Raw genomic sequence first — 20,173 nt, 5'->3', positions numbered from 1 at the left:
GGGAACGTGGCGCTGCGGCGCGTAATGATCTGGAACTGAACGTTATCACGCGCTCGCGGCTTTGGCTTTCGTGGCGGGTCGAACTCCGGTCTCGGGTTTGCGCCGAACCGCGCGGGTTTTGCTCACGGCCGGCACGCTCGCGGCAGGCGAAGGCGGCATGCCGAGCCAGGCGTCGAGCGCGACGTCCACGATGGTATCGAGCGGCACCGTCGGAAACACCGGGCATGTCAGATTCAACGCGACAATGCCATGCAAGGTCGCCCAGAACGCTTCGGCCCACACGGCCGCTTGCGTCGATGCGGATAACCGCCCTGCCGCCTTGAGCTCCTCGATGGCGACGATCATCATGGAAAGCGCGGCGGCCCCGTCGTCGGCGTCGTCACTTTGCGTGGTGCCGGCCGGAGCGGATTCAACCGGGTTCGCGGCCCCCTGGCCGGACGCCGCCTCTTTCGCCTTCGCCTTTGCCCTTTCCATGCTCGCCTCGCCGCCGAGCGCGGCACCCATGTAGCTCGGATCTTCCATGAAGATCAGCCGGTAGGTTTCCGGATGCGCGACGCCAAACGCCACATACGCGCGGGCGAGCGCTTTTAACCGCTCGCCTGCGTCGGCGATGTCAGCGAGCGGCATGAATGTCTGCAGCAGTTGCGCATACCCTTGCGCGCACAGCGCCTGCGCGATCTCGTCGCGGCTCGCGAAATGCAGGTACAGCGTGGCGGGCGAGTATTCGATCGCGTCGGCGATCTTGCGCATGGACAGCGCGGCAAAGCCTTCGCGCATCACGATGTGCCGCGCCGCGTCGAGTATGCGTTCGCGCAGCGCCTGTTTCTGACGGGTCTTTCGTTCGGCGATTCCCATGCCCATCATTCTCCGGTTGACAAACTGAAAAGTCAAATTAAACTGAACACTGTTCACTGAACGGTGTTCAGTAAATTCTCAGGTGTCAGTCCGAATCGCTCGCTGCCTGATAGTGACGTGTTCGGTCGCTACCTCGTGCACAACGCTTTGCAAGGAGCCGTCATGGAAACCGCAGGAAAAGTTGGACTGTTTGGCGCCGCCGGTGCGGCTGGCCGGATTATCGGCGCAGCGCTTGGCGCGGCGGGTCGCGATTACCGGGTAGTGGGCCGCTCGCGTGAGCCGCTCGATGCGTCATTCGGACATGACCCGCACGCGGAAATCGTCACGTGGAATCCGGACGACCCCGCGTCGATTCGCGCGGCGGCAGCTGGCTTGCAGACCGTGATCTACCTGGTCGGCGTGCCCTACGACCAGTTCGCGAAACACCCGCCGCTCATGGAGCGCACGCTTGCGGGGGTTACGGCCGCGGGGGTGGAGCGCTTCATCCTGATCGGCACCGTGTATCCGTACGGCCGCGCGCAGGCCAATCCGGTCACCGAGATACATCCGCGCGAACCGCATACGTTCAAAGGGACAATGCGCCTCGCTCAGGAAAACCTGGTGCTCGACGCGCATGGCCGCAACAACTTGTCGACGCTGGTGCTGCGCCTGCCCGACTTTTACGGGCCGGGTATCGAGCGCAGTCTGCTGAACGGCGTGTTCGACGCCGCGGTGAGCGGCAAGCGCGCGCAGATGATCGGCCCGGTCGACGTGCCGCACGAGTTCATCTATCTGCCCGATATCGGACCCGTGGTCGAGAAGCTGACGCGCACGCCGCAAGCGTACGGCCGCTGGCTGCATCTGGCCGGCGCGGGCACGATTACCCAACGCGAAGTCGCACGGCACGCATATGGGCTTGAGGGACGCGAGCCGAAGCTGATGGTGGCTGGCAAGACCATGTTGCGCGTCGTAGGCCTCGTCAATCCGCTGATGCGGGAATTGGTCGAGATGAATTACCTGATGACCGAGCCGCTCGTGCTCGACGACACTGCGCTGACCCAGCTGATCGGGCCGATCGCGAAGACATCATACGAAGAAGGGATTCGTCGCGCGGTCGAAGCGGCGCGCGCGGGGCAGCAGGCCAAGCGGGAGAAGCCGCAGCACAGCGCGGCCTGAAGCGAATCCAGCGAGAGGAGCCGCCTTGATGCGGTGCGCCTTCAAGCGCTGCGCCCTGATGCGCGCTGGTTCGGCTCGGTTCGCGTCGGATCGCCCCTGCTCGCTTCAGGTGCGCGTCACCCGCCTAAGCCCGCCACGTTGCCAGGTGGAAAGTGGCCGCTTTTAAGCAGCACGGGCGTGCCGTTGCTGATCTGCAGATGCTCGCGCGCCACGGCTTCGATACGCGGACGACCTGCGTCGAACGCGCGCAGCCAGCCTTCGAGATCCTCGGAGTAAGCGCCGAAGTGGTCTTCGAGCGCCTCGACCGAGATCGCGCACGGCACGGGCGCGCCGTCCACCAGCGCGGGAAATACGACGGTCAGATTGGAGTCGCGGTAAGCAGGCGCGTCCGCGGGAAACCGAATTTCCATGGTCGCCTCATCAGAAGGTTGCGGCATGGAGCCAGCGTCGGCAAGAACCGACTGGCCCTGAACAACGTCGATATGGTACTCGCGCGGCCCGAGCGCGGTCCAGTGCGCGGCGGCATCGCGCTCGGCGCCGACCTGCCGGCGACCTTTGCCTGACGTCATCGATCGCCGCCGAGCAGGCGATCCACCTGGTCTCGCCCGGCCTGCTCCACGAAGAGAAGCGCTTCTTCCTCGCTGTTAAAACGCTGCTCATCGCCGAGGTCAAGCAGCGTTTCCATCCGATGCGGGTCGTCCGGACCCAGTTCGGCAAGGCTCACGGAGCCGACGTAAGTGCCACTCGCCGCACCGCCCTCGCCCGCCGCCGATGCCGGCGCGTCGGCCGCCGGCACGAGGCGCGCGGCGGCGCTGATGTAATAGCCACGATAGGGGCCGGTAACGCGTTCTGCCATATTCTTTTCTCCTCAGTTCGATTCCGGAGCGAACGCGGCACCCATACAAATCTAGGCGACGCGTTCGCGACACAAGACCCAGGTAAGGCGCGCGCCGAACCAATTAGTTCGATTCCTCGCCGCGCGGATGCGATTGCGCGCCAAGCCGGTCGTCCGCGCATTTTGCATTGTTGCACTCGCGCTGGAAGTCGCACTTGCACTGGCACTCTCACTTGCATGTTCACGCCGTCGCCTATCGAGCGCTTCCGGCGGCACGCTCCGTGCTGCCGATGACACACCTTTTCGAGACCGGAGATCGCAGTATGGGAAAATATTTTGTGGAGCAGCAGGAATTTCCTGAACCGGACGCCGCGAACACCTGGTTTGCGTATGCCGAAAAACATGGAATCGACATCTCCAGAGCGATCAGCATCTGGGAAGACGCGGCGACGGAAAATGGCGAGGCAAGCCGCCGCGAGGTCGGCGCTGCCGGCATCACCATTGAAACGGCCTGACGTCCTCCTGGACGGAAAGCGACACCCCAAGTGCGCGCGGCAGGACCGGAAAACCATCTGAAAGGAATCAACACGATGCAATTCATGACGCAACTGCGCCGCGCCGCCCGTCCCGGCCGCTTCCGACTTCACGTTGCGCCCGCCGCGGCTCGCAGACTTCCCGTGCTTGCCGCACTGCCCACTGTCCTGTTGCTGGGAGCGACACTCGGCGGCTGCGCTTCGTCGAACACGACGTCGCTGATCAACCTGCCGAACGGCCAGACCGGTTTTGCGGTGAATTGCAGCGGCGCCGACGCGGCGTCGAGCTGGGCCTCGTGCTACGTGCAGGCCGGCAAGGCGTGCGGCGCAACGGGCTATGACATCGTGTCGAAAGACAATGACGAAGGCGGCGCCGCCGGCGGCAGCGTCACGAACGTCGTATCGGCCAACGTGAAAAACCGTTCGATGATCGTGCGCTGCAAATGAAGACGCATAGGCGCGCTTGCTGCTCAGTGCGCCTGCATCTTCGAAAAGATATTCAGCACCGCGACCCCGGCGATGATGAGCCCGAGCCCGATGATCGCGGGCAGGTCGGGCACCTGCCGGTACAGCAGCAAGGCGACCAGCGTAATCAGCACGATGCCCGCGCCTGACCACACCGCGTAGACGATGCCGACCGGAATGCTCCTGAGCGTGAGCGACAGGCAATAGAACGCGACGCCGTAACCCAGCACCACCACCGCCGACGGCACGAGCCGCGAGAAACCGTCGGAGGCGCGCATCGCGGAAGTCGCAATGACTTCGGCGACGATCGCGATCCCGAGCAACGCATACGGAGGCACGCGCATCGGCTCAGGCTTTGGCAAGCGCGAGTTTGCTGTAGTCGTGACCGAGGTGCGCGCAGAGCGCTTCGACCACCAGCTCGTGATCGGCGCGCTGCGGCAAGCCGGAGACCGTGATCGATCCGATCACGCCAGCGCCCGCGACAGTCAGCGGAAATGCGCCGCCGTGCGATGCGTATTCAGCGGCCGGCAGACCATGTTTGTCGGCGAGCGAACTGCCCGCCTGCTGCATCTTCAAGCCGATCGCGTACGAACTGCGGCGAAAGTGCTCGACCGTATTGCCCTTGCGGCGCGCCCAGTCCACATTGTCTGGCGTCGCGCCGTCGAGCAGGCTGAAAAAGAGCGGCTGGCCGAAAGTACGCACGTCGATCGCGACGGCAATACCGCGTGCCTTCCCGACTTCATGCAGATAGGCGCCGAGTTGCCATGCACGGTCAGCGTCGAATTGTGGAAAGACCAGCGCTTTTTCCTGAGCGGCAATCACCTGCAGATCGTGTGCGATATCCATGGAGTCCAGAGCGAAGATAAGAATGGGAGTGTGCGCTGCCCAGAGCGACAGCATCACGGGGAGATCTGAATTCTAGCGCAGCCCCCTGGACGCCCCTTCCACCATGCGACGACACCGATACGCAACACGACTTCGCGCAACCCCGCGCAACCCTCCGCGACACTCGGCGGTCGCACTTCCGCCCACTGGCGCGACTCGAATTGATAGCGAGCCGTAAGCGCGTTTGTTAAAGAGGTATTGCAACGGCGCATGCTTTACCCTATAATCTTTTCTTCGACGGACGCGGGGTGGAGCAGTCTGGCAGCTCGTCGGGCTCATAACCCGAAGGTCGTAGGTTCAAATCCTACCCCCGCAACCAATAAAGCTTCGCTGGTTCAAACGTCGAAAACACATTGAAGGCTTGCCCAACCGGCAGGCCTTTTTTGTTTTCTACGCGGTGTTTTTGCGCCGCTTTGCGCCACCCTGTTCGCAGCGCGCGCACTCCTCACTTCCAATGCGCGGCACGGTATGAACGTCCGCGGGTGATAAACTCCTATCACCCTTTCTCGTCCCCTTCCTATGAAATTCTGTTCTGTCTGCGGCCACGGCGTCAGTCTGAGCATTCCGCCGGGCGACAACCGCGAGCGCTACGTGTGCGGCAATTGCGGCACGATTCACTATCAGAATCCGCGCAACGTCGTCGGTACGGTTCCGGTGTGGGACGACAAGGTGCTGCTGTGCCGTCGCGCGATCGAGCCGCGCTACGGTTACTGGACGCTGCCCGCGGGCTTCATGGAAATGGGCGAGACGACCGCCGAAGCCGCCTCGCGCGAAACGCTCGAAGAAGCGGGCGCGCGCGTGGAGGTGCAAAGCCTTTTCTCGCTGCTCAACGTGCCGCACGTGCATCAGGTGCATCTGTTCTACATGGCGCGCCTGCTCGATCTGGACATCGCCGCCGGCGAAGAGAGTCTCGAAGTCAAGCTTTTCGACGAGCATGAGATCCCTTGGGAAGAGATCGCCTTCCCGACCGTCGGCCAGACACTGCGTTTCTTTTTCGCCGACCGCGCCGCCGGCAGCTATGGCCTGCATACGGGCGACATCTTCCGTTCGCTGCGCGAAGGTTAAGCGGGATCCCGCATGGTTCCCTGGCTCGGACCTGACGATCCGTTTCCCTCCGTCGAGCGCGCGCTCGGTCCGTCGAGCGGCGCACCCGGCCTGCTGGCGGCGAGCGGCGACCTGCTGCCTTCGCGTCTGATCGACGCCTACCGGCGCGGCATTTTCCCATGGTACTCGGACGGCCAGCCTGTGCTGTGGTGGAGTCCCGATCCGCGCATGATCCTGCGGCCCGCCGAATTCAAGCTGTCGCCGTCGCTGCGCAAGACGCTCAGGCGCGTGCTGCGAGATGACGCGTGGGAAATCCGCGTCGACCATGATTTTGCCTCGGTGATGCGCGCCTGCGCGCACGCACCCCGGCGCGGACAGCGCGGCACGTGGATCACGGCGGACGTCGTGGAAGCGTATTCATCACTGCATCGCGCCGGCGACGCACACAGCATCGAAACCTGGTTCGAAGGCCGGCGTGTAGGCGGTTTATACGGTGTGTCGTTCGGCCGGATGTTCTTTGGCGAATCGATGTTCGCGGAGGTCACGGATGCGTCGAAAATGGCGCTGGCCGCGCTCGTCGCGCACTTGCGACGTCACAAAATAGAAATGATAGACTGCCAGCAGAACACGTCGCATCTGGCGTCGCTTGGCGGTCGCGAGATAGCGCGCAAGGCGTTTATCGCGCATGTTCGCGCGTCTGTCGACGCACCCGTCATTCCTTGGCGCTTCGACAAGACCGTGCTGCTCGAACTCGTCGCGCGCGCGGCGTAGGAAGAATCAGGCCGAATCCGGATCCATCGTCTACCGAGCCGCGGCTGACGAGCAGCGGGTGGTCGCCGCATGGCGCCGGGTTGGCATTACCAGAGACGCTTCGAGAGCTGCCAACGTGACTCACCCCAACGAGCTGCCTCTTTCCCCGCTTTCGGCGCTGCAATTTTATGCAACGGCGCCCTATCCCTGCAGTTATCTGGACGGGCGCGTCGCGCGCTCACAGGTCGCCACGCCCAGTCACCTGATCAATTCCGACGTCTACACGGATCTCGTCAAGGCCGGTTTCCGGCGCTCGGGCGTCTTCACATACCGTCCGTACTGCGACGGCTGCCGCGCGTGCGTGCCGGTGCGCGTTCCGGTCGACCGGTTCGAGCCGAACCGCACACAGCGTCGCGTGTGGAAAAAACATGGCGAACTGGTGGCCACCGTTGCCCCACTTCATTACGACGAGGAACACTACGCGTTGTACATGCGCTATCAATCGGCGAGGCATGCGGGCGGCGGGATGGATCGCGACAGCCGCGACCAGTACGAACAGTTCCTGCTGCAAAGCCGGATCAACTCGCGCCTCGTCGAGTTTCGCGAGCCGCTGCCGGGCCGTCCGGACGCTCCCGGCATTCTGCGGATGATCAGCATGATCGACATCCTCGGCGACGGCCTCTCGTCGGTCTATACGTTCTTCGAGCCGGGACTGGCGCACACGAGCTTCGGCACCTACAACATCTACTGGCAGATCGAGCAGGCGCGCAGCCTGAAGCTGCCGTACGTGTACCTCGGCTACTGGATTCGCGAGAGCCCGAAAATGGCGTACAAGGCTAATTTCCGGCCACTGGAAGGTCTGACCGACGGCGTATGGCATGTGCTCGATCCGCAGAGCGTCGATCTTCCGCCGGTCGATCTGGCGTTGCATGGCAAACGCGGGCCGGGACGGCCTTAGAGACGCCCCGGCAGTCTCATTAGAACGGTAAAGCCGTTAAAATAGCGGGTTCCCATTTTTTGGCCGCCCGGCTTCGTCCCGTGTTCAGTTCCCTCTACCCGCTCGTACGCGCTCAACTCTTTCGCATGGACGCGGAAGAGGCTCACCACCTGACCTTGCGTATACTCGGCGCCGCCGGCCGCACCGGCCTCGCGGGCGCGCTTGCGCCGCGCGTGCCGGACGCGCCTCGCACCGTGATGAGCCTGACGTTCCGCAATCCGGTCGGGATGGCGGCCGGGCTCGACAAGGACGGCGCGTGCATAGACGGTCTGGCCGCGCTTGGCTTTGGTTTTATCGAAGTGGGCACGGTCACGCCGCGCGCGCAACCGGGCAATCCGAAGCCGCGCATGTTCCGTCTGCCGCAGGCAAACGCCGTGATCAACCGCCTTGGCTTTAACAATGCGGGCGTCGACCAGTTCGTGAAGAATGTCCAGGCCGCTCGCTACCGCGGCATTCTCGGGCTGAATATCGGCAAGAATGCGGACACGCCGATCGAGCGCGCCGCGGAAGACTATCTGTATTGCCTCGAACGCGTGTATCCGTTCGCGAGCTACGTGACCGTGAACATCTCGTCGCCGAATACGAAGAATCTGCGCCAGTTGCAAGGCGCGGACGAACTCGACGCGCTGCTCGCGGCGCTCAAGGACAAGCAGCAGCGTCTCGCCGACATGCACGGCAAGCTCGTGCCGCTCGCGCTGAAAATCGCGCCGGACCTCGACGACGAACAGATCAAATCCATTGCGGACACGCTGTTGCGGCACCGGTTCGAAGGCGTGATCGCCACCAATACCACGCTGTCGCGCACAGCCGTCGCAGGCCTGCCGCACGGCGACGAAGCGGGTGGCCTGTCGGGCAAGCCGGTATTCGACGCGTCCAACGGCGTGATCCGCAAGCTGCGCGCCGAAGTCGGCGAAACGGTGCCGATCATCGGCGTCGGCGGGATTTTTTCGGGTGAGGACGCCCGCGCCAAACTGGCGGCCGGGGCGTCGCTGGTGCAGGTTTATACCGGCTTCATCTATCGCGGCCCGGCGCTGGTCGCCGAGTGCGTGCAGGCGTTGCGCTAACGCGGCTCCGGTCTGGTTGCGCGTCGCCTGGCGCACGCGTCTTGCGGCGCATGGCTAGCGACGCGCGGCGAGCGGCTCACGACGCGCGGGCTAGCGACGCGCGGGCTCACGATGCGCGGGCTAGCGACGCGCGGGCTAGCGACTAGCGGCTTGCAACCGGCGCAGCCGCGCAAGTCGTGCCACCACCGCCGCAGCTCGGCGCAGCGCACATCATTCCCCAGCGAACCTCAATCCGAGCGCGACCCGCGCGGCGTCAGCCATGGCGATCATCTGCAGCGACTTGCTGTGCGGCATCAGCGGGCTTTCCATCTCGCCCGCTCTGATGAGCTCACAAAAGTGCGCAGTTTCGTAGTTCAATCCACCGCCTTCGAACGGCTCGTCGAGTTCGGCCACGCGACCGTCCGCGTAACGAATCGTCGCGCGCGACGGATTCCACCACGGCTCGTGAATCGTCACGTGGCCCGCTTTGCCCATCAGCAACGCGTCGCCCTTGCCATGCAGATCGAGTCCGCAGAACAGTTGCGCCATCCCGCGCTCGTGCAGGCTGTTCAGGCTCGCGAAGGTGTCCACGCCGGTTTCTCCGAGCCGCCCGAGCGTCTGCACTTCACGAGGCGCGCCAAGCCAGTCGACGGCCAGAAACATCTCGTAGATGCCGATGTCGAGCAGCGCGCCGCCCGCATGTTCGAACGATAGCGACGGGTGGTCGTGCGGCACGCCCGGCACTGAACAGCCCGCGCGCACGAGGCCAACGTCGCCGATCGGCTCCGCAGATAGATGCGCACGCAACTTTCTGTAAAGCGGATAGAACGGTGGCTTCATCGCCTCCATGAAAAGCCGCTCAGCGGTGCGCGCGGCGTCGAGTACGCGCTCCAGTTGCGGCCGATTGATCGTAGCGGGTTTTTCGCACAGCACGTGCAGCCCCGCTTGCAGCGCGGCGATCGCGTAGTCCGCGTGACTGTCCTGGACGGTGGCGATGTAAAGAGCGTCTATCCCGCTCGCGAGCAGCGCTTCGAAGTCGGCGCATGCCTCGCCGCCGAATTCCGCGGCCAATGCCTGGGCCGGCTCGGCGCGGCGCGACCATATCGCGCTCAGTTGCGCGTCCGGCACGTAAGCGAGTCCCTGTGCGAAGCGCCGGGCGATACGGCCGGCGCCGACCATTCCCCATTGGATCACGCGCTGCGGGTCATTGTGAGGCGTTGCAGATCTCATCGTTTCTTTCAGGTTCCATGCAGTTCAGGGCAGCGGCTATTGTCGCGCGAACGGCGTCGCTCAGGGCGACGTTCGCGCGCGTCGAACCGCATGCGAAGAACCTTGCATAGGAATGCCGGCAATCGGGCAGGCCCGGCGCGCGTCGGAACGCACCGGTTCATACCTGTGGCTGCCGGCGAGACTAGCGGGCCGGTCAGGACGCCCCTAGCCGCGCGCAGGCGGTTCAGCGGACAGCTTGCCGCTGACTTCTTCCGCCGTGTAGTCGATCATCGCGAGCGACGCCCTTTCAGCCTCTTTCGGATCATGCCGCTCGATGGCTTCGACCACGCGGCGATGCGACTCCACTGCCGTTTCCCACAAGCCGTCATTGCCCTTGACGATCGGATTGACTGTGGACAGCGCGCCGCGAATGATCGCAGCCATCTGCATGAAAAACTGGTTGCCGCTCGCGACGACGACGCGCTCATGGAACAGTTCATCCGCTTCCTGATAGCCCGGTTCGCTCGGACGGATCTGGCGAAACGCTTCGAACGCTTCGCGAATCGCCGCGACGTCCGCGACGCTGCCACGCGTGGCCGCCTGCGCCGACGCGCGCGGTTCGATCAGAATCCGAAACTCGATCACGTCACGCAGAAACAGCGGATCGGGCTTCGCGCGAAAACGCCAGTTCACGACGTCTTCGTCGATCATGCGCCAATCGCTCATCGGCCGGATACGCGTGCCGATTTTTGGGCGGACGTCCAGCATGTCCCGCGCGAGCAGCATCGACAGCGCCTCGCGCATGACGGTGCGGCTGACGTCGAACTCCTTGGACAACACATCCTGCGGCGGCAGGATGGCGCCGTACTTCTCTTCGACGATGCCCGTGACGAGCCCGTCCATCACTTTGCTGACCAGTGATCGGTCTTTGTTTGCCTGTTCCATTGACACTCTCCCCGAAGCGGTGTTTTCCCCCGCGTAGCCTGTTGATGAAGCGGCCCTTTTGTGTCGTTGTTTATGTGCTTCTGGTTTTTTTACGATACGTTGCTAGCTTCAAAACGGTTGCGCCAGTTGGGAAACTTCCTGACAGGGTTATCCCTCTGAAGAATTGTTTCTTTCATGAAACGCGACACATTCCGACGGGCCTTCAAGCTTGCCTCTGAAGGGTGCCTGTCTAACCAGATTTGCATCGTGCGAAGACGCACGTAATCGCGCGATTTGTCTGACTGACCCTAACGGGTGGCTACCCAGTGGCGGAAAAAAACTGGGGCGGAAAACGTCCGATCGCCTCGAGGCGAAATCATTCGAGTGGCGAGCGCTGCTGGCCGGCGCGAGAAAACGATTCGATTCTGATCCGCGCCTTCTGCGCGATCATCTTTTATTGCGCGTTCAGCAAAGCGCAGCGGTGAAGCAATCAAGCCATTCGTACGGTATCCTGCCTAATATCCAGGCTACCCACGCGCGCCGCCCCCCACCAGTCTTTACAACATTTCGAACGTATTGACGAGCGACGCCCCGTCGCGTTCGCGACGCCGCGCGCCGAAAAACGGCTGACCGCTGCGGACCTGGCGCGTCAGGCCGATAAACGGAACGCCGTGCTCGAGGTACGGCCCTTCCGTCTTGCGAAACCCAAACTGCTCGTAGAAGCTGCGCAACCCGGACGGCGCGCTCACACGCACTGCACGTCCCGGCCAACGCTCGGCGACTGCCTGCAGCACCCGTTCGATCAGCAACTCAGCTGTGCCGTCGCCGCGTCGCAATGGACTGGTCAGTATCTTGTCGATCGTGATCTCCGGATCTTCCGCGTCGCCCGGTTGGACGCGTGCATAAGCGAGCACAGGCATGGGCCGCGCCATGTCCTCCACTGCGAATACGTGAAGCGAATCTTCGTCGCGGCCGTCCGCGTCAAGACACACGTGCGACTGCTCGACGACGAATACCGCACTGCGCGCCCGCATGATCAGATACAACTCGCGTGCCGAGAGCTGATCGAATTCCAGCGTTTTCCAGTTCATTACGTTCCCCAGCGATAAAGGAGTTCGGCGAAGCCTGCATTCGAAAGGCCTCGGTGGCCTGGCTCGATGCGCCGGCCTCTTCTCATGGCTACACGGTACGTGCCGGCTACCGGTGTTTCAGTGCGGCATCGCACTGACGCCAGGGGTTGCCGATCTTGAAGCCGGGCTGTCCAACACCGAATTCCCGGTTCGATCCGACAGTGATAATCAGGACTGCGACGAGGCAGCCAAAAAATACTGGGCCGTGGTTCGAATCGGTCGGAGCTACTTCCCGCCGGGATGTCCCAGACAGGTCGCTTGCGCTAGGTGCCGTAGACGCAAACGATAAACCTGTCGCATCACAACACGCGCGACCGGAAGTCATGAAGATTTCGAAGAGGCGGCGCAATCGGCATGCGTTCAAAAACGCCACCGTGGCGGCTTTGTACTCGCCACTTGTCGTGAGTGCAATGCGCGCGACGCACGTCGCCGCACTTCCTTAAGACGGGATGTGATTCGCAGACATCCCCGTTTGCGCCTGCGCAAGCTGCGCTGTTTCGTCTGCGCTACGTTTCGCGATTTCTCGCCGAGCCTACGAAGCGAGCGCATCGTTAAAAACGCGGCGGGCGCCCTTCGTCTTTAAGCACTGACGAAACACTCACGCTGGTCTCATGCGCCGCAAGTGCCACAAGTGCAACGACGGCTACCGTACATGCACGAAGCCCTTCCGAAGATAAAGTCGCAACGTGGCAGCTTCATGACGTGCATCTGATGATGGCTATTCGTGTGATGTCTGCGTAATCGGGTGAAGCAAAAAACGCGGCCCGAGTGTACAGATTTGCATCACGTATCAGCGACGAGACGTTTCTGTCGAAGGGCATCGCGAAACGCGGCAAACATCGTGACGAATGCAAAGTTGCGGAGATAGATTCAGGCGGCCACTTTTTACCGGAGACTCGATTGAGCCCGCGAGTGAAACTGTCAGATGTACCGCGTTTTGCGTTGCGCGGAGAGGCGAGTCCTCCTCTTGAATGATGTTTTCGAACAGCCAGAATTGAACGCTTTGGACATCGCGTATGGCATGCGCCGCTCATCCCCGGCAGCAATCTTCTGTATCCAGAGGGCGCAACGGCAACTGTTTAGCGACGCCGATCACGCGAAGCAACGGGTCGCAAACGATTTCGTTGTGCGCGCATCCAACCCGAGGCGCAACGGCCAATGCAACACGTATGACTTGCCTCGCCAGTACGCGCTCAGTCGATGCGATATCCGCCAATTTCCGCCGGGTAACGTCTATATGCGCTGGCCAACCGTTTGCGAGCGGTGAAAAATCTCGCGATAGCGGGCAGCAGATGCGGGTTGTGCGATGGCACGGCTCGATCAAGGGCAACGCTCGAGTGGGTCATGGCATTCAAAAATGCGAACAGTGCGGCATCGAACAAAAGCCGCTGAACACATCTGAATCAAATCCGGCACACTCCGGACGCCGCATGAAATGGCACTCAAGAATGCCGATTCAATGCCGTAACACCCGATTCAAAGCGCTGCCTGGCACCCGCCAGGTCAATATCATCAAGGACTTGCATCAAATAAAAATACGTTGCCGCCCGCAGGTACGCCAGATTGGCGCTGTACAGATTTGAAACAAAAAGCCGCGTTTACCTTCGCGCGCCGCTAAGGTTTTGTGCGCTGCGCCGCACCAGCACTCGTTTTCCCTATCGTTGGCATAGTCCTCGCTAATAAGAGTTCGCAGCACCGTGTCGCCGTTGACGAAAGCAATAAGAACGGCGGCGATACGTCAGGCCAATACGGGGCCGGTCCTGTTCATCCTTCGCTGCTCGCCAGGCAGCAAGTCAATACCAAGGGATGCAGGCGCCGGATCAAAAACAGGAAGCTACGCCAGACGGCGGGCTTCACGCGAGGACCGAACATGTTGACACTTCAATCAGATCTGCACGGAAACCATTTGCTCGGCGCTTTGCCGTCACACGAATGGCAAGCTTTGGCTCCCCATCTCGAACTGGTTCATCTCCGCACCGAACAGTTGTTGTGTGACTCCGGTCAACGCATTCATCACGTTTATTTCCCGACCACGGCCATCATTTCCATGCTTTCGACGATGGAAGACGGCAGCTCGGTCGAAATCGCCGCAGTGGGCCGTGAAGGCATGACGGGTGTGCCGGTTCTGACGGGCGGCGAGACCATGCCGAACCGCGTTCAGGTGCAATGCGCCGGCTTCGCTTACCGGATGAGCGCACAGGCGCTTAAACAGCAATTCGCGCGCTCCGACTTCCTGCGCCGTCTGATGCTGCTTTATATGCACGCCCTGCTCACGCAAGTCGCGCAAACTGCCGCCTGCAATCGCCATCACGCGCTGAACAAGCAACTGTGCCGCTGGTTGCTGATCGAAGTGGACCGCGTCGCGTCGAACGAACTGACGGTTACCCAACAGCTGATCGCCGACATGCTGGGCGTGCGCCGCGAAGGGATCACCGAGGCGGCCGGCAAGCTGCACGACGAAGGTCTGATTCATCACAGCCGCGGCCGTATCAAGGTCCTCGACCGCAAAGGCCTCGAAGCCCGCGCGTGCGAATGCTACGGTCTGGTCAAGCGTGAGTTCGACCGCCTTCTGCCGCGTCTTCGTCAGGCTGAGACCGTCGAATAACAACTACTTCGCTCAACGACTGGGTGGAGTCCACCATGTTCAGGAATACTGCACGTTTCCTCGACGCACTCTTCGTGATTGCGGGAGGGCTGCTCGCTCACTGGATGCGATTTTCGATCCCGATAGCTTTATCGGATACCGAACGTCTGCTGATCGCATTCAACTGCGTGCTTGTGTTACTGCTGTTCCCCGGTTTTGGGGTGTATGAGCCATGGCGCGGCAAGGCGCTCATGTCGATGCTCGTACGCGTGGCCGCCGCATGGATGACCGTGGTGGCTGCCGCGCTCGTGCTCGCGTTCACGCTGCATCGGATGGATGCGGTCTCGCGTTTGTGGTTTGGCTATTCGACGCTGATCTCCGGCGCGCTGATCATCGCGACCAAGTGTGTCGTGCACGTCGCGCTGCGCATCGTGCGCCGGCATGGAATGAATCATCGCACTGTGGCAATCGTCGGCGCACCGGGCTTTTCGCGCACGCTGCTCGCCCATCTCGAGCACGCGCCGCAAGCCGGCTTCAAACCGGTCTGCATGCTCGATACCAGCGTGGAAGGTACTCATTCAACCGGCGTACGTCTGAACCGTCTGCCTGTGTTGACCGATCTGAATGCGTTCGTCGACAAGGTGCGCAACGAGCGCGTGAATGAAGTGTGGCTCGCGTTGCCGCTCTCCCAGGAGCATACGATCTATCGCTTCACGCGTATCTTCCGCAACGACTTCGTGAATCTGCGTTTCATTCCGGACGTGCGCGGCCTGTCGCTCTTCAGTCATGGTCTTGTTGATGTCGTCGGGCTCCCCACGCTCAACCTGAGCGCAACGCCGATATCGTCGCCGCAGATGTGGCCGAAGCTGATTTTTGATCGCCTTTTCGCTGCGGTCGCACTGCTTGCGCTGTCGCCGGTGTTCGTCGCGCTTGCGATCGGCATCAAGGCGACCTCGCCCGGACCGGTCTTCTTCCGCCAGACCCGCAAGGGGGTGGACGGCCAGCCATTCGGAATCTACAAGTTCCGCTCGATGTCGGTTCACCAGGAAGCGCACGGTCAGATCACTCAGGCCACGCGAAACGATACGCGGGTGACGAAACTCGGTGCTTTCATGCGACGCACCAGTCTCGACGAATTGCCGCAGTTCCTCAACGTGCTGCTCGGTCAGATGTCCGTCGTCGGTCCACGTCCACATGCCGTCGAACACGATGACCTGTACAAGGATCAGGTGTATGGCTACATGCATCGTTACCGGATCAAGCCGGGCATCACGGGCTGGGCACAGGTCAACGGTTATCGCGGCGCCACGACCAAAGTCGAGAAAATGGAAGCGCGTGTGAAGTTCGACCTGTTCTACATCCACAACTGGTCGTTCTGGTTCGACATGAAGATTGTTTTCATCACGATCTTCAAGGGCTTCGTTGGCCGCAACGCGTTCTGACCATGCCGATACGGGAACCGCAAGTGAAAGTCTCCGTGATCGTGCCCACCTACCGCCGTACCGCTGACCTCGCGCGCTGCCTCGCCGCGCTCGACGCGCAGAAGCGCCGTGCCGACGAGGTGATCGTGGTCGCGCGCCACGACGATTATGCGACGCTCGACTGGCTGCGCACCCGCGAAGCCAACCGTCCTGACCCGCGCCGCTGGCTCGTGCTCTTGCATAAGCCCGGCGTGGTGGCGGCCTACAACCTCGGCATCGAAAGCGCAACCGGAGACGTGTTGTGCTTCACCGAGGACGACGCGGCGCCCCACCCCGACTGGATTGCGCGAATTTCACGTGCATTCCGGCATCATCCCGAGCTTGGTGGTCTGGGCGGACGGGATATCGTGCATCAGCGCAATGGCGTGCTGGAGGGCAAGAAGCCGCGCGTCGGACTCGTGCGCTGGTACGGCCGCACGATCGGCAATCACCATATCGGCCACGGAAAGGCGCGCAAGGTGCAGGTGCTCAAGGGCGTGAACATGGCGTTCCGGCGCAATGCGATCGGCTCCCAGCGCTTCGACGCGCGCCTGCGCGGCACTGGCGCACAGACGCACTGCGAGATGGCCTTCAGCCTGAATATGCAACGCCGCGGCTGGACGTTGATCTATGATCCTGCGCTGCTCGTCGAGCATTTTCCCGATCCGCGCAACGAGGACGATCAGCGCCTCACGTTCAACGACGCCGCCTTTTACAACGCGTCGTTCAATCTTCGGCTGATCCTGTGCGAATATCTGACGCCCGCCGGCCGTCTTGCGTTCATCCTCTATTCGACGCTGATCGGCGACCGTGCGAATCCGGGGTTTGTGCGCGCTTTGTCGCTTGCGTTCGAAAAAGGCGGCCTTGCGCTTGCGCTCAGGAAATGGAGAGTGGGGTTGCGCGCGATGCGCGGCGCCTGGCAGGAAGCGGTCCGTTGACCGTTCAGTAGACTCGCTGTACGCGAGGAGACCACATAAGAAAAAAAGGTGAGCGTAGTGCGCGGCATGAAGCCGCGCGCTACACAACACCTATTACAGAAACGCGCTGACGTCGGTATGAAACCGCACGGCGAGCGCCTTTGCCACTTTTTTGCTGATCGCCCGCCGCCCGGCGAGAATGTCGCTCACTACGGTCGGCGACGCGATTCCGATCAGATCCTTCTGCTTGAGGTTGTTCGTTTCCAGCAAATAGCGCAGCACTTCGCGCGGCTCTGCTTTCGGGACCTTCACATTCTGCACTTCCCACCGCTCGATCAGATCTGTCAGGATTGCAAAAAGATCAGCAAGCGGATCATCTCCTTTACCGTTCAGATGGTCGGAAAGCGAGTTGGCGATCTGCACCATCTGCTGATAGTCCTCTTCCGTGCGAATGGGTTTGATCGGCAACTGGCTTTGCAACGCTACCCAGTTGTGAGCGATGTCGGGAAACTTTCCCGGAAGGCGATCGGCGTTCATGAGTTTAAGTTCTTCCTCGTCCAAAGGTCGTGCTTCGCGAGTGTTGATACACGACGACGAATCACGACAGCCTGTTGTAGTGAATCGCCGACGGTGATTTCATCGGCGAAAGTCTGCTCCAGGTTGTTATAGCCATACGTGAGGCGTGCATGCGCCAATGAATACCGCGTCAACAGCGCATTGCGCGCCCCCGGATGTCGCTTTTTAAGTCCAGCAGGACTTTCGTCGCTCGATCGGCCACGCGTTTTCATGCAGGTCCTCACGCGCGATGCGCGCGATCCAGCTGCAAACGAGACGGGCCAATCAGATCTGATAGCTGCCGAACGGGATGGTAAAAACGGCCTGGTATGACTGGATACGGCTTGTACGACTTGTTAAGGCTTGTACGACTTGTTAAGGCTTCTCCGGCTGACTGCGTTACAACCAGCGGCTTCGTCACCCGGAACCGACGACTTCTCGATCCGGGTGGCGGTTCACGCCGCCTTTCACCACTTTTGCTTCAACTACGGCGCACCGCGCGCCACGGCGCTCACGCGAGCGGCACCTAAAACTCCGGGCCGCCTTTGTGCGCCTGCGCGACAGGCCGATGCACGCGACCATTCCCGCGCGTATCGCTTTCCGCCGACTCGGGCGTTGCGGGCCGCAATCCCGTCGCTGCGATCGTGCGCGTCATTTCCAGCATGAACGCGCGCCGGAACACCGCCGCCGAAAAACGCTCGGCATTAGCGCGGCATGCCGCGGGCGTCAACCATTCGCGGTTCTGTTCGAATCGTTCAATCGCGCCGACCAGCGACCCGACAGTTGGCTGTCCGAAATACACGCCGCTTGGGCCGGCATCGCCGAGCGGCACGACTGTTTCGAGCGCGCCACCGCGGCCGAACGTAATGACCGGCGTGCCGCACGCCTGCGCTTCGAGCAACACGGGATCGAAGTCTTCGGCTGCAAACACCAGCGCGCGCGCACGTTGCAGGTAATCTTTGAGCACATCGCGCGACTGCTCGCCGAGCATCGTCACATTCGGGCCCGCTTTCGCGCGAAGCGCCGCCATGCGCGCAGCGTCGCCAATCACGACCAGCCGGCGATGCGGGGTCGAGTTGAACGCGTCGACGATCAGATCGATACGCTGATGCGGCACCGCGCGCGACACTGCCACAAAAAAGTCTTCTTTACGCGTGCACAACCGGAATGCTTTCACGTCGACCGGAGGTGCTATGACCGCTGCTGCGCGCCGCTGCGTCTTCATCAAACGACGCGCGGCAAAGCGCGAATTCACGATCAACCGGTCGACGCCCTGGGCCGAATCCGCATGCCATCCGCGCAGACAATGAAACGCGACGCGCGCGATCCACGACCTCGGTCCATGAGTCAGCCCCGCTTCGCGCAGATACTCGTGCTGCCGGTCCCATGCATGACGCGCCGGTGAATGCGCGTAATTCACGTGCAGCTGGTTGGGACCGCATATCACGCCGGGCGCGAGCGCGTCGGACGTCGTAATGATCAGATCGTAAGCCGACAAATCGAACTGCCCGAGTGCGAGCGACACCCATGGCCAATACGCGCGATAACGGCGCCGCGCGAACGGCAAGCGTTGCAGGAATGACGTCTTAACGGGTTTGCCGCCGAGCGGCCGCCGGTCTTCGAGGAAATCGACAAGGCTGAAAAGGTCGGCGTCGGGATAGCAGTGAATGAGCTGTTCGAGCACTGTCTGCGCTCCGTCAGGTGCGACGAGCCAGTCGTGCACGATCGCCACTCTCATGATCCCCTCGCTGCCGTTGAAAACACCCTTTGGGCCTCGCATCGAGTGTATGTGGCGGAAAGTTTGCCGTGCGTGCGGGTGCCCACATTCAACGCGCGACAGTGCGGGAATTAATCCAGGATCATGCGTTATTCGCCGGTTGCCAGGCGAAAGCCGCGCCTATGGAGTGAGGTCGGGACAGAGGAGGAGAAAGACGAAGCAGATGAAGCGGAAGCAGCCGCAATCGCTACCGGCGTTGATTAGCGCAGACGATTGGCAATGCCGCGAGTGAGGACGAACGGATGGTGCTTCAGACAGGCGGAAGGAACAACTGGCATCCTTCCGCCGTGCCTGGTTGCGATGCTCAGGTCTTGCTGTATTCGATCGTCTCGACGCCCGTGTCCGTGCCGAGCAGGCACACATTGGCTGCGCGGGCGGCAAACAGTCCTACCGTCACGACGCCGGGCCACGCATTGACATGCATCTCGAGCGTACGCGGGTCGCTGATGCGCAAACCTTTTACGTCGATGATCTCATTGCCGTTGTCCGTGATGAACGGCAAGCCCTCTTTCGTCACACGCACCACCGGCACGCCGCCCAGCGCCGTGACGCGCCGCCCGATCGACGTGCGCGCCATCGGCACCACTTCGATCGGCAGCGGGAAAGTGCCGAGCGTGTCGACCAGTTTGCTCGAATCCGCGATGCACACGAACACGTCCGACACCGACGCGACGATCTTCTCGCGCGTCAGCGCACCGCCGCCGCCTTTGATCATTGCGCCGCTGTGGTCGATTTCGTCGGCGCCGTCGACGTACACGCGCAGGGAGTCGATCTCGTTCAGATCGAGCACGTTAAAGCCATGCGACTGCAAACGCGCGGTGGTGGCGAGCGAACTCGACACGGCGCCGCGATAGCGCCCCTTGCTGGCGGCCAGCGCGTCGATGAAGCAGTTCGCGGTGCTGCCGGTGCCCACGCCGATCACCGAGCCTTCCGGCACATTGGCGTTCACATAGTCGGCGGCAGCCTGGCCGACCAGTTGCTTGAGTTCGTCTTGAGTCATGGGAAAGGCAGGCGAGCAGTAAAAGAACCTAGTTTAGCGGAGTGGCGCGCGAGCG

General features: G+C 62.0%; 23 protein-coding genes and 1 tRNA gene. 12 read left to right on the top strand and 12 right to left on the bottom strand.

Features of this window, described 5'->3' with window-relative positions; all coding sequences use genetic code 11:
* Positions 1-45: 45 nt before the first annotated feature.
* A complete protein-coding gene (locus AAGS40_RS06045; protein ID WP_345813838.1) occupies positions 46-855 on the bottom strand; it encodes a TetR/AcrR family transcriptional regulator in 810 nt (269 codons plus the stop codon).
* Between the two features lie 162 nt (positions 856-1,017).
* Here AAGS40_RS06045 and AAGS40_RS06040 point away from each other — a divergent pair, with 162 nt between their 5' ends.
* Positions 1,018-2,010, top strand: coding sequence for an NAD-dependent epimerase/dehydratase family protein (locus AAGS40_RS06040; protein ID WP_345813837.1), 993 nt, complete (start codon positions 1,018-1,020; stop codon positions 2,008-2,010).
* Positions 2,011-2,126: 116 nt separating this feature from the next.
* Here the strand turns inward: AAGS40_RS06040 and AAGS40_RS06035 are convergent, their stop codons facing one another.
* Entirely contained in the window at positions 2,127-2,579 is a 453-nt protein-coding gene (locus tag AAGS40_RS06035) for a DUF1488 domain-containing protein (protein WP_345813835.1), read from the bottom strand.
* Positions 2,576-2,866 (bottom strand): hypothetical protein, encoded by a 291-nt coding sequence (locus tag AAGS40_RS06030; RefSeq protein WP_345813834.1) that lies wholly within the window; start codon positions 2,864-2,866, stop codon positions 2,576-2,578. Before AAGS40_RS06030 ends, AAGS40_RS06035 begins: the two co-directional genes overlap by 4 nt.
* Before the next feature lie 302 nt (positions 2,867-3,168).
* On the opposite strand from AAGS40_RS06030, the gene AAGS40_RS06025 reads away from it, so the two are divergent.
* Positions 3,169-3,360 (top strand): hypothetical protein, encoded by a 192-nt coding sequence (locus AAGS40_RS06025; protein WP_345814291.1) that lies wholly within the window; start codon positions 3,169-3,171, stop codon positions 3,358-3,360.
* Positions 3,361-3,435: 75 nt separating this feature from the next.
* Complete coding sequence (locus AAGS40_RS06020; protein ID WP_345813832.1) at positions 3,436-3,825, top strand: hypothetical protein; 390 nt, start codon at positions 3,436-3,438, stop codon at positions 3,823-3,825.
* 23 nt (positions 3,826-3,848) lie between these two features.
* Here the strand turns inward: AAGS40_RS06020 and AAGS40_RS06015 are convergent, their stop codons facing one another.
* Together AAGS40_RS06015 and AAGS40_RS06010 are read right to left on the bottom strand one after the other, a co-directional pair.
* The gene (locus AAGS40_RS06015) at positions 3,849-4,187 is read right to left on the bottom strand and encodes an SMR family transporter (RefSeq protein ID WP_345813831.1); all 339 of its coding nucleotides are present in this window, start codon (positions 4,185-4,187) and stop codon (positions 3,849-3,851) included.
* 4 nt (positions 4,188-4,191) lie between these two features.
* On the bottom strand, positions 4,192-4,689 hold the full coding sequence (locus tag AAGS40_RS06010) for a heme-degrading domain-containing protein (RefSeq protein WP_345813830.1): 498 nt from the start codon (positions 4,687-4,689) through the stop codon (positions 4,192-4,194).
* 281 nt (positions 4,690-4,970) lie between these two features.
* Here AAGS40_RS06010 and AAGS40_RS06005 point away from each other — a divergent pair.
* From AAGS40_RS06005 to AAGS40_RS05985, 5 genes are all read left to right on the top strand, one after another.
* Positions 4,971-5,047: transfer RNA gene (locus AAGS40_RS06005), tRNA-Met, on the top strand.
* 200 nt (positions 5,048-5,247) lie between these two features.
* Positions 5,248-5,793, top strand: coding sequence for an NUDIX hydrolase (locus AAGS40_RS06000; RefSeq protein ID WP_345813828.1), 546 nt, complete (start codon positions 5,248-5,250; stop codon positions 5,791-5,793).
* A gap of 12 nt (positions 5,794-5,805) precedes the next feature.
* Positions 5,806-6,543, top strand: a complete 738-nt coding sequence (gene aat / locus AAGS40_RS05995; RefSeq protein ID WP_345813827.1) for a leucyl/phenylalanyl-tRNA--protein transferase — start codon at positions 5,806-5,808, stop codon at positions 6,541-6,543.
* A gap of 115 nt (positions 6,544-6,658) precedes the next feature.
* Positions 6,659-7,480 carry an arginyltransferase gene (locus AAGS40_RS05990; protein ID WP_345813826.1) on the top strand — a complete coding sequence of 274 codons (822 nt, stop codon included), beginning with the start codon at positions 6,659-6,661 and terminating at the stop codon, positions 7,478-7,480.
* An 80-nt stretch (positions 7,481-7,560) separates the two neighbouring features.
* Positions 7,561-8,583 (top strand): quinone-dependent dihydroorotate dehydrogenase, encoded by a 1,023-nt coding sequence (locus AAGS40_RS05985; protein WP_345813825.1) that lies wholly within the window; start codon positions 7,561-7,563, stop codon positions 8,581-8,583.
* 210 nt (positions 8,584-8,793) lie between these two features.
* Here the strand turns inward: AAGS40_RS05985 and AAGS40_RS05980 are convergent, their stop codons facing one another.
* From AAGS40_RS05980 to AAGS40_RS05970, 3 genes are all read right to left on the bottom strand, one after another.
* Positions 8,794-9,792, bottom strand: coding sequence for a Gfo/Idh/MocA family oxidoreductase (locus tag AAGS40_RS05980; RefSeq protein ID WP_345813824.1), 999 nt, complete (start codon positions 9,790-9,792; stop codon positions 8,794-8,796).
* Positions 9,793-9,996: 204 nt separating this feature from the next.
* The gene (locus AAGS40_RS05975) at positions 9,997-10,716 is read right to left on the bottom strand and encodes a FadR/GntR family transcriptional regulator (RefSeq protein WP_345813823.1); all 720 of its coding nucleotides are present in this window, start codon (positions 10,714-10,716) and stop codon (positions 9,997-9,999) included.
* 536 nt (positions 10,717-11,252) lie between these two features.
* Entirely contained in the window at positions 11,253-11,786 is a 534-nt protein-coding gene (locus AAGS40_RS05970) for a GNAT family N-acetyltransferase (RefSeq protein ID WP_345813822.1), read from the bottom strand.
* 1,208 nt (positions 11,787-12,994) lie between these two features.
* Between AAGS40_RS05970 and AAGS40_RS05965 the strand changes: the two genes are divergently transcribed.
* The 4 genes from AAGS40_RS05965 (at position 12,995) to AAGS40_RS05950 (ending at position 16,807) form a co-directional block, all read left to right on the top strand.
* Positions 12,995-13,408 carry a hypothetical protein gene (locus tag AAGS40_RS05965; RefSeq protein WP_345813821.1) on the top strand — a complete coding sequence of 138 codons (414 nt, stop codon included), beginning with the start codon at positions 12,995-12,997 and terminating at the stop codon, positions 13,406-13,408.
* Positions 13,409-13,695: 287 nt separating this feature from the next.
* Positions 13,696-14,430, top strand: a complete 735-nt coding sequence (locus AAGS40_RS05960; protein ID WP_345813819.1) for a Crp/Fnr family transcriptional regulator — start codon at positions 13,696-13,698, stop codon at positions 14,428-14,430.
* A gap of 35 nt (positions 14,431-14,465) precedes the next feature.
* The gene (locus AAGS40_RS05955) at positions 14,466-15,851 is read left to right on the top strand and encodes an undecaprenyl-phosphate glucose phosphotransferase (RefSeq protein ID WP_345813818.1); all 1,386 of its coding nucleotides are present in this window, start codon (positions 14,466-14,468) and stop codon (positions 15,849-15,851) included.
* 2 nt (positions 15,852-15,853) lie between these two features.
* Complete coding sequence (locus tag AAGS40_RS05950) at positions 15,854-16,807, top strand: glycosyltransferase (protein ID WP_345813817.1); 954 nt, start codon at positions 15,854-15,856, stop codon at positions 16,805-16,807.
* A 93-nt stretch (positions 16,808-16,900) separates the two neighbouring features.
* Here the strand turns inward: AAGS40_RS05950 and AAGS40_RS05945 are convergent, their stop codons facing one another.
* The 4 genes from AAGS40_RS05945 to rpiA all read right to left on the bottom strand — a co-directional run bounded on the left by AAGS40_RS05945 (position 16,901) and on the right by rpiA (position 20,118).
* A complete protein-coding gene (locus AAGS40_RS05945; protein WP_345813816.1) occupies positions 16,901-17,323 on the bottom strand; it encodes a transcriptional regulator in 423 nt (140 codons plus the stop codon).
* A complete protein-coding gene (locus AAGS40_RS05940) occupies positions 17,320-17,574 on the bottom strand; it encodes a hypothetical protein (protein ID WP_345813815.1) in 255 nt (84 codons plus the stop codon). Before AAGS40_RS05940 ends, AAGS40_RS05945 begins: the two co-directional genes overlap by 4 nt.
* A 293-nt stretch (positions 17,575-17,867) precedes the next feature.
* Positions 17,868-19,079: a glycosyltransferase gene (locus tag AAGS40_RS05935; protein WP_345813813.1), complete on the bottom strand. Its 1,212-nt coding sequence runs from the start codon at positions 19,077-19,079 to the stop codon at positions 17,868-17,870.
* 343 nt (positions 19,080-19,422) lie between these two features.
* A complete protein-coding gene (rpiA, locus tag AAGS40_RS05930) occupies positions 19,423-20,118 on the bottom strand; it encodes a ribose-5-phosphate isomerase RpiA (RefSeq protein ID WP_345813811.1) in 696 nt (231 codons plus the stop codon).
* Positions 20,119-20,173: the final 55 nt, after the last annotated feature.

Source organism: Paraburkholderia sp. PREW-6R, assembly GCF_039621805.1.
GTDB lineage: Bacteria > Pseudomonadota > Gammaproteobacteria > Burkholderiales > Burkholderiaceae > Paraburkholderia.
Note: the sequence above shows the minus strand (reverse complement) of the source record. Positions and strands in the feature narration are given on the sequence as shown.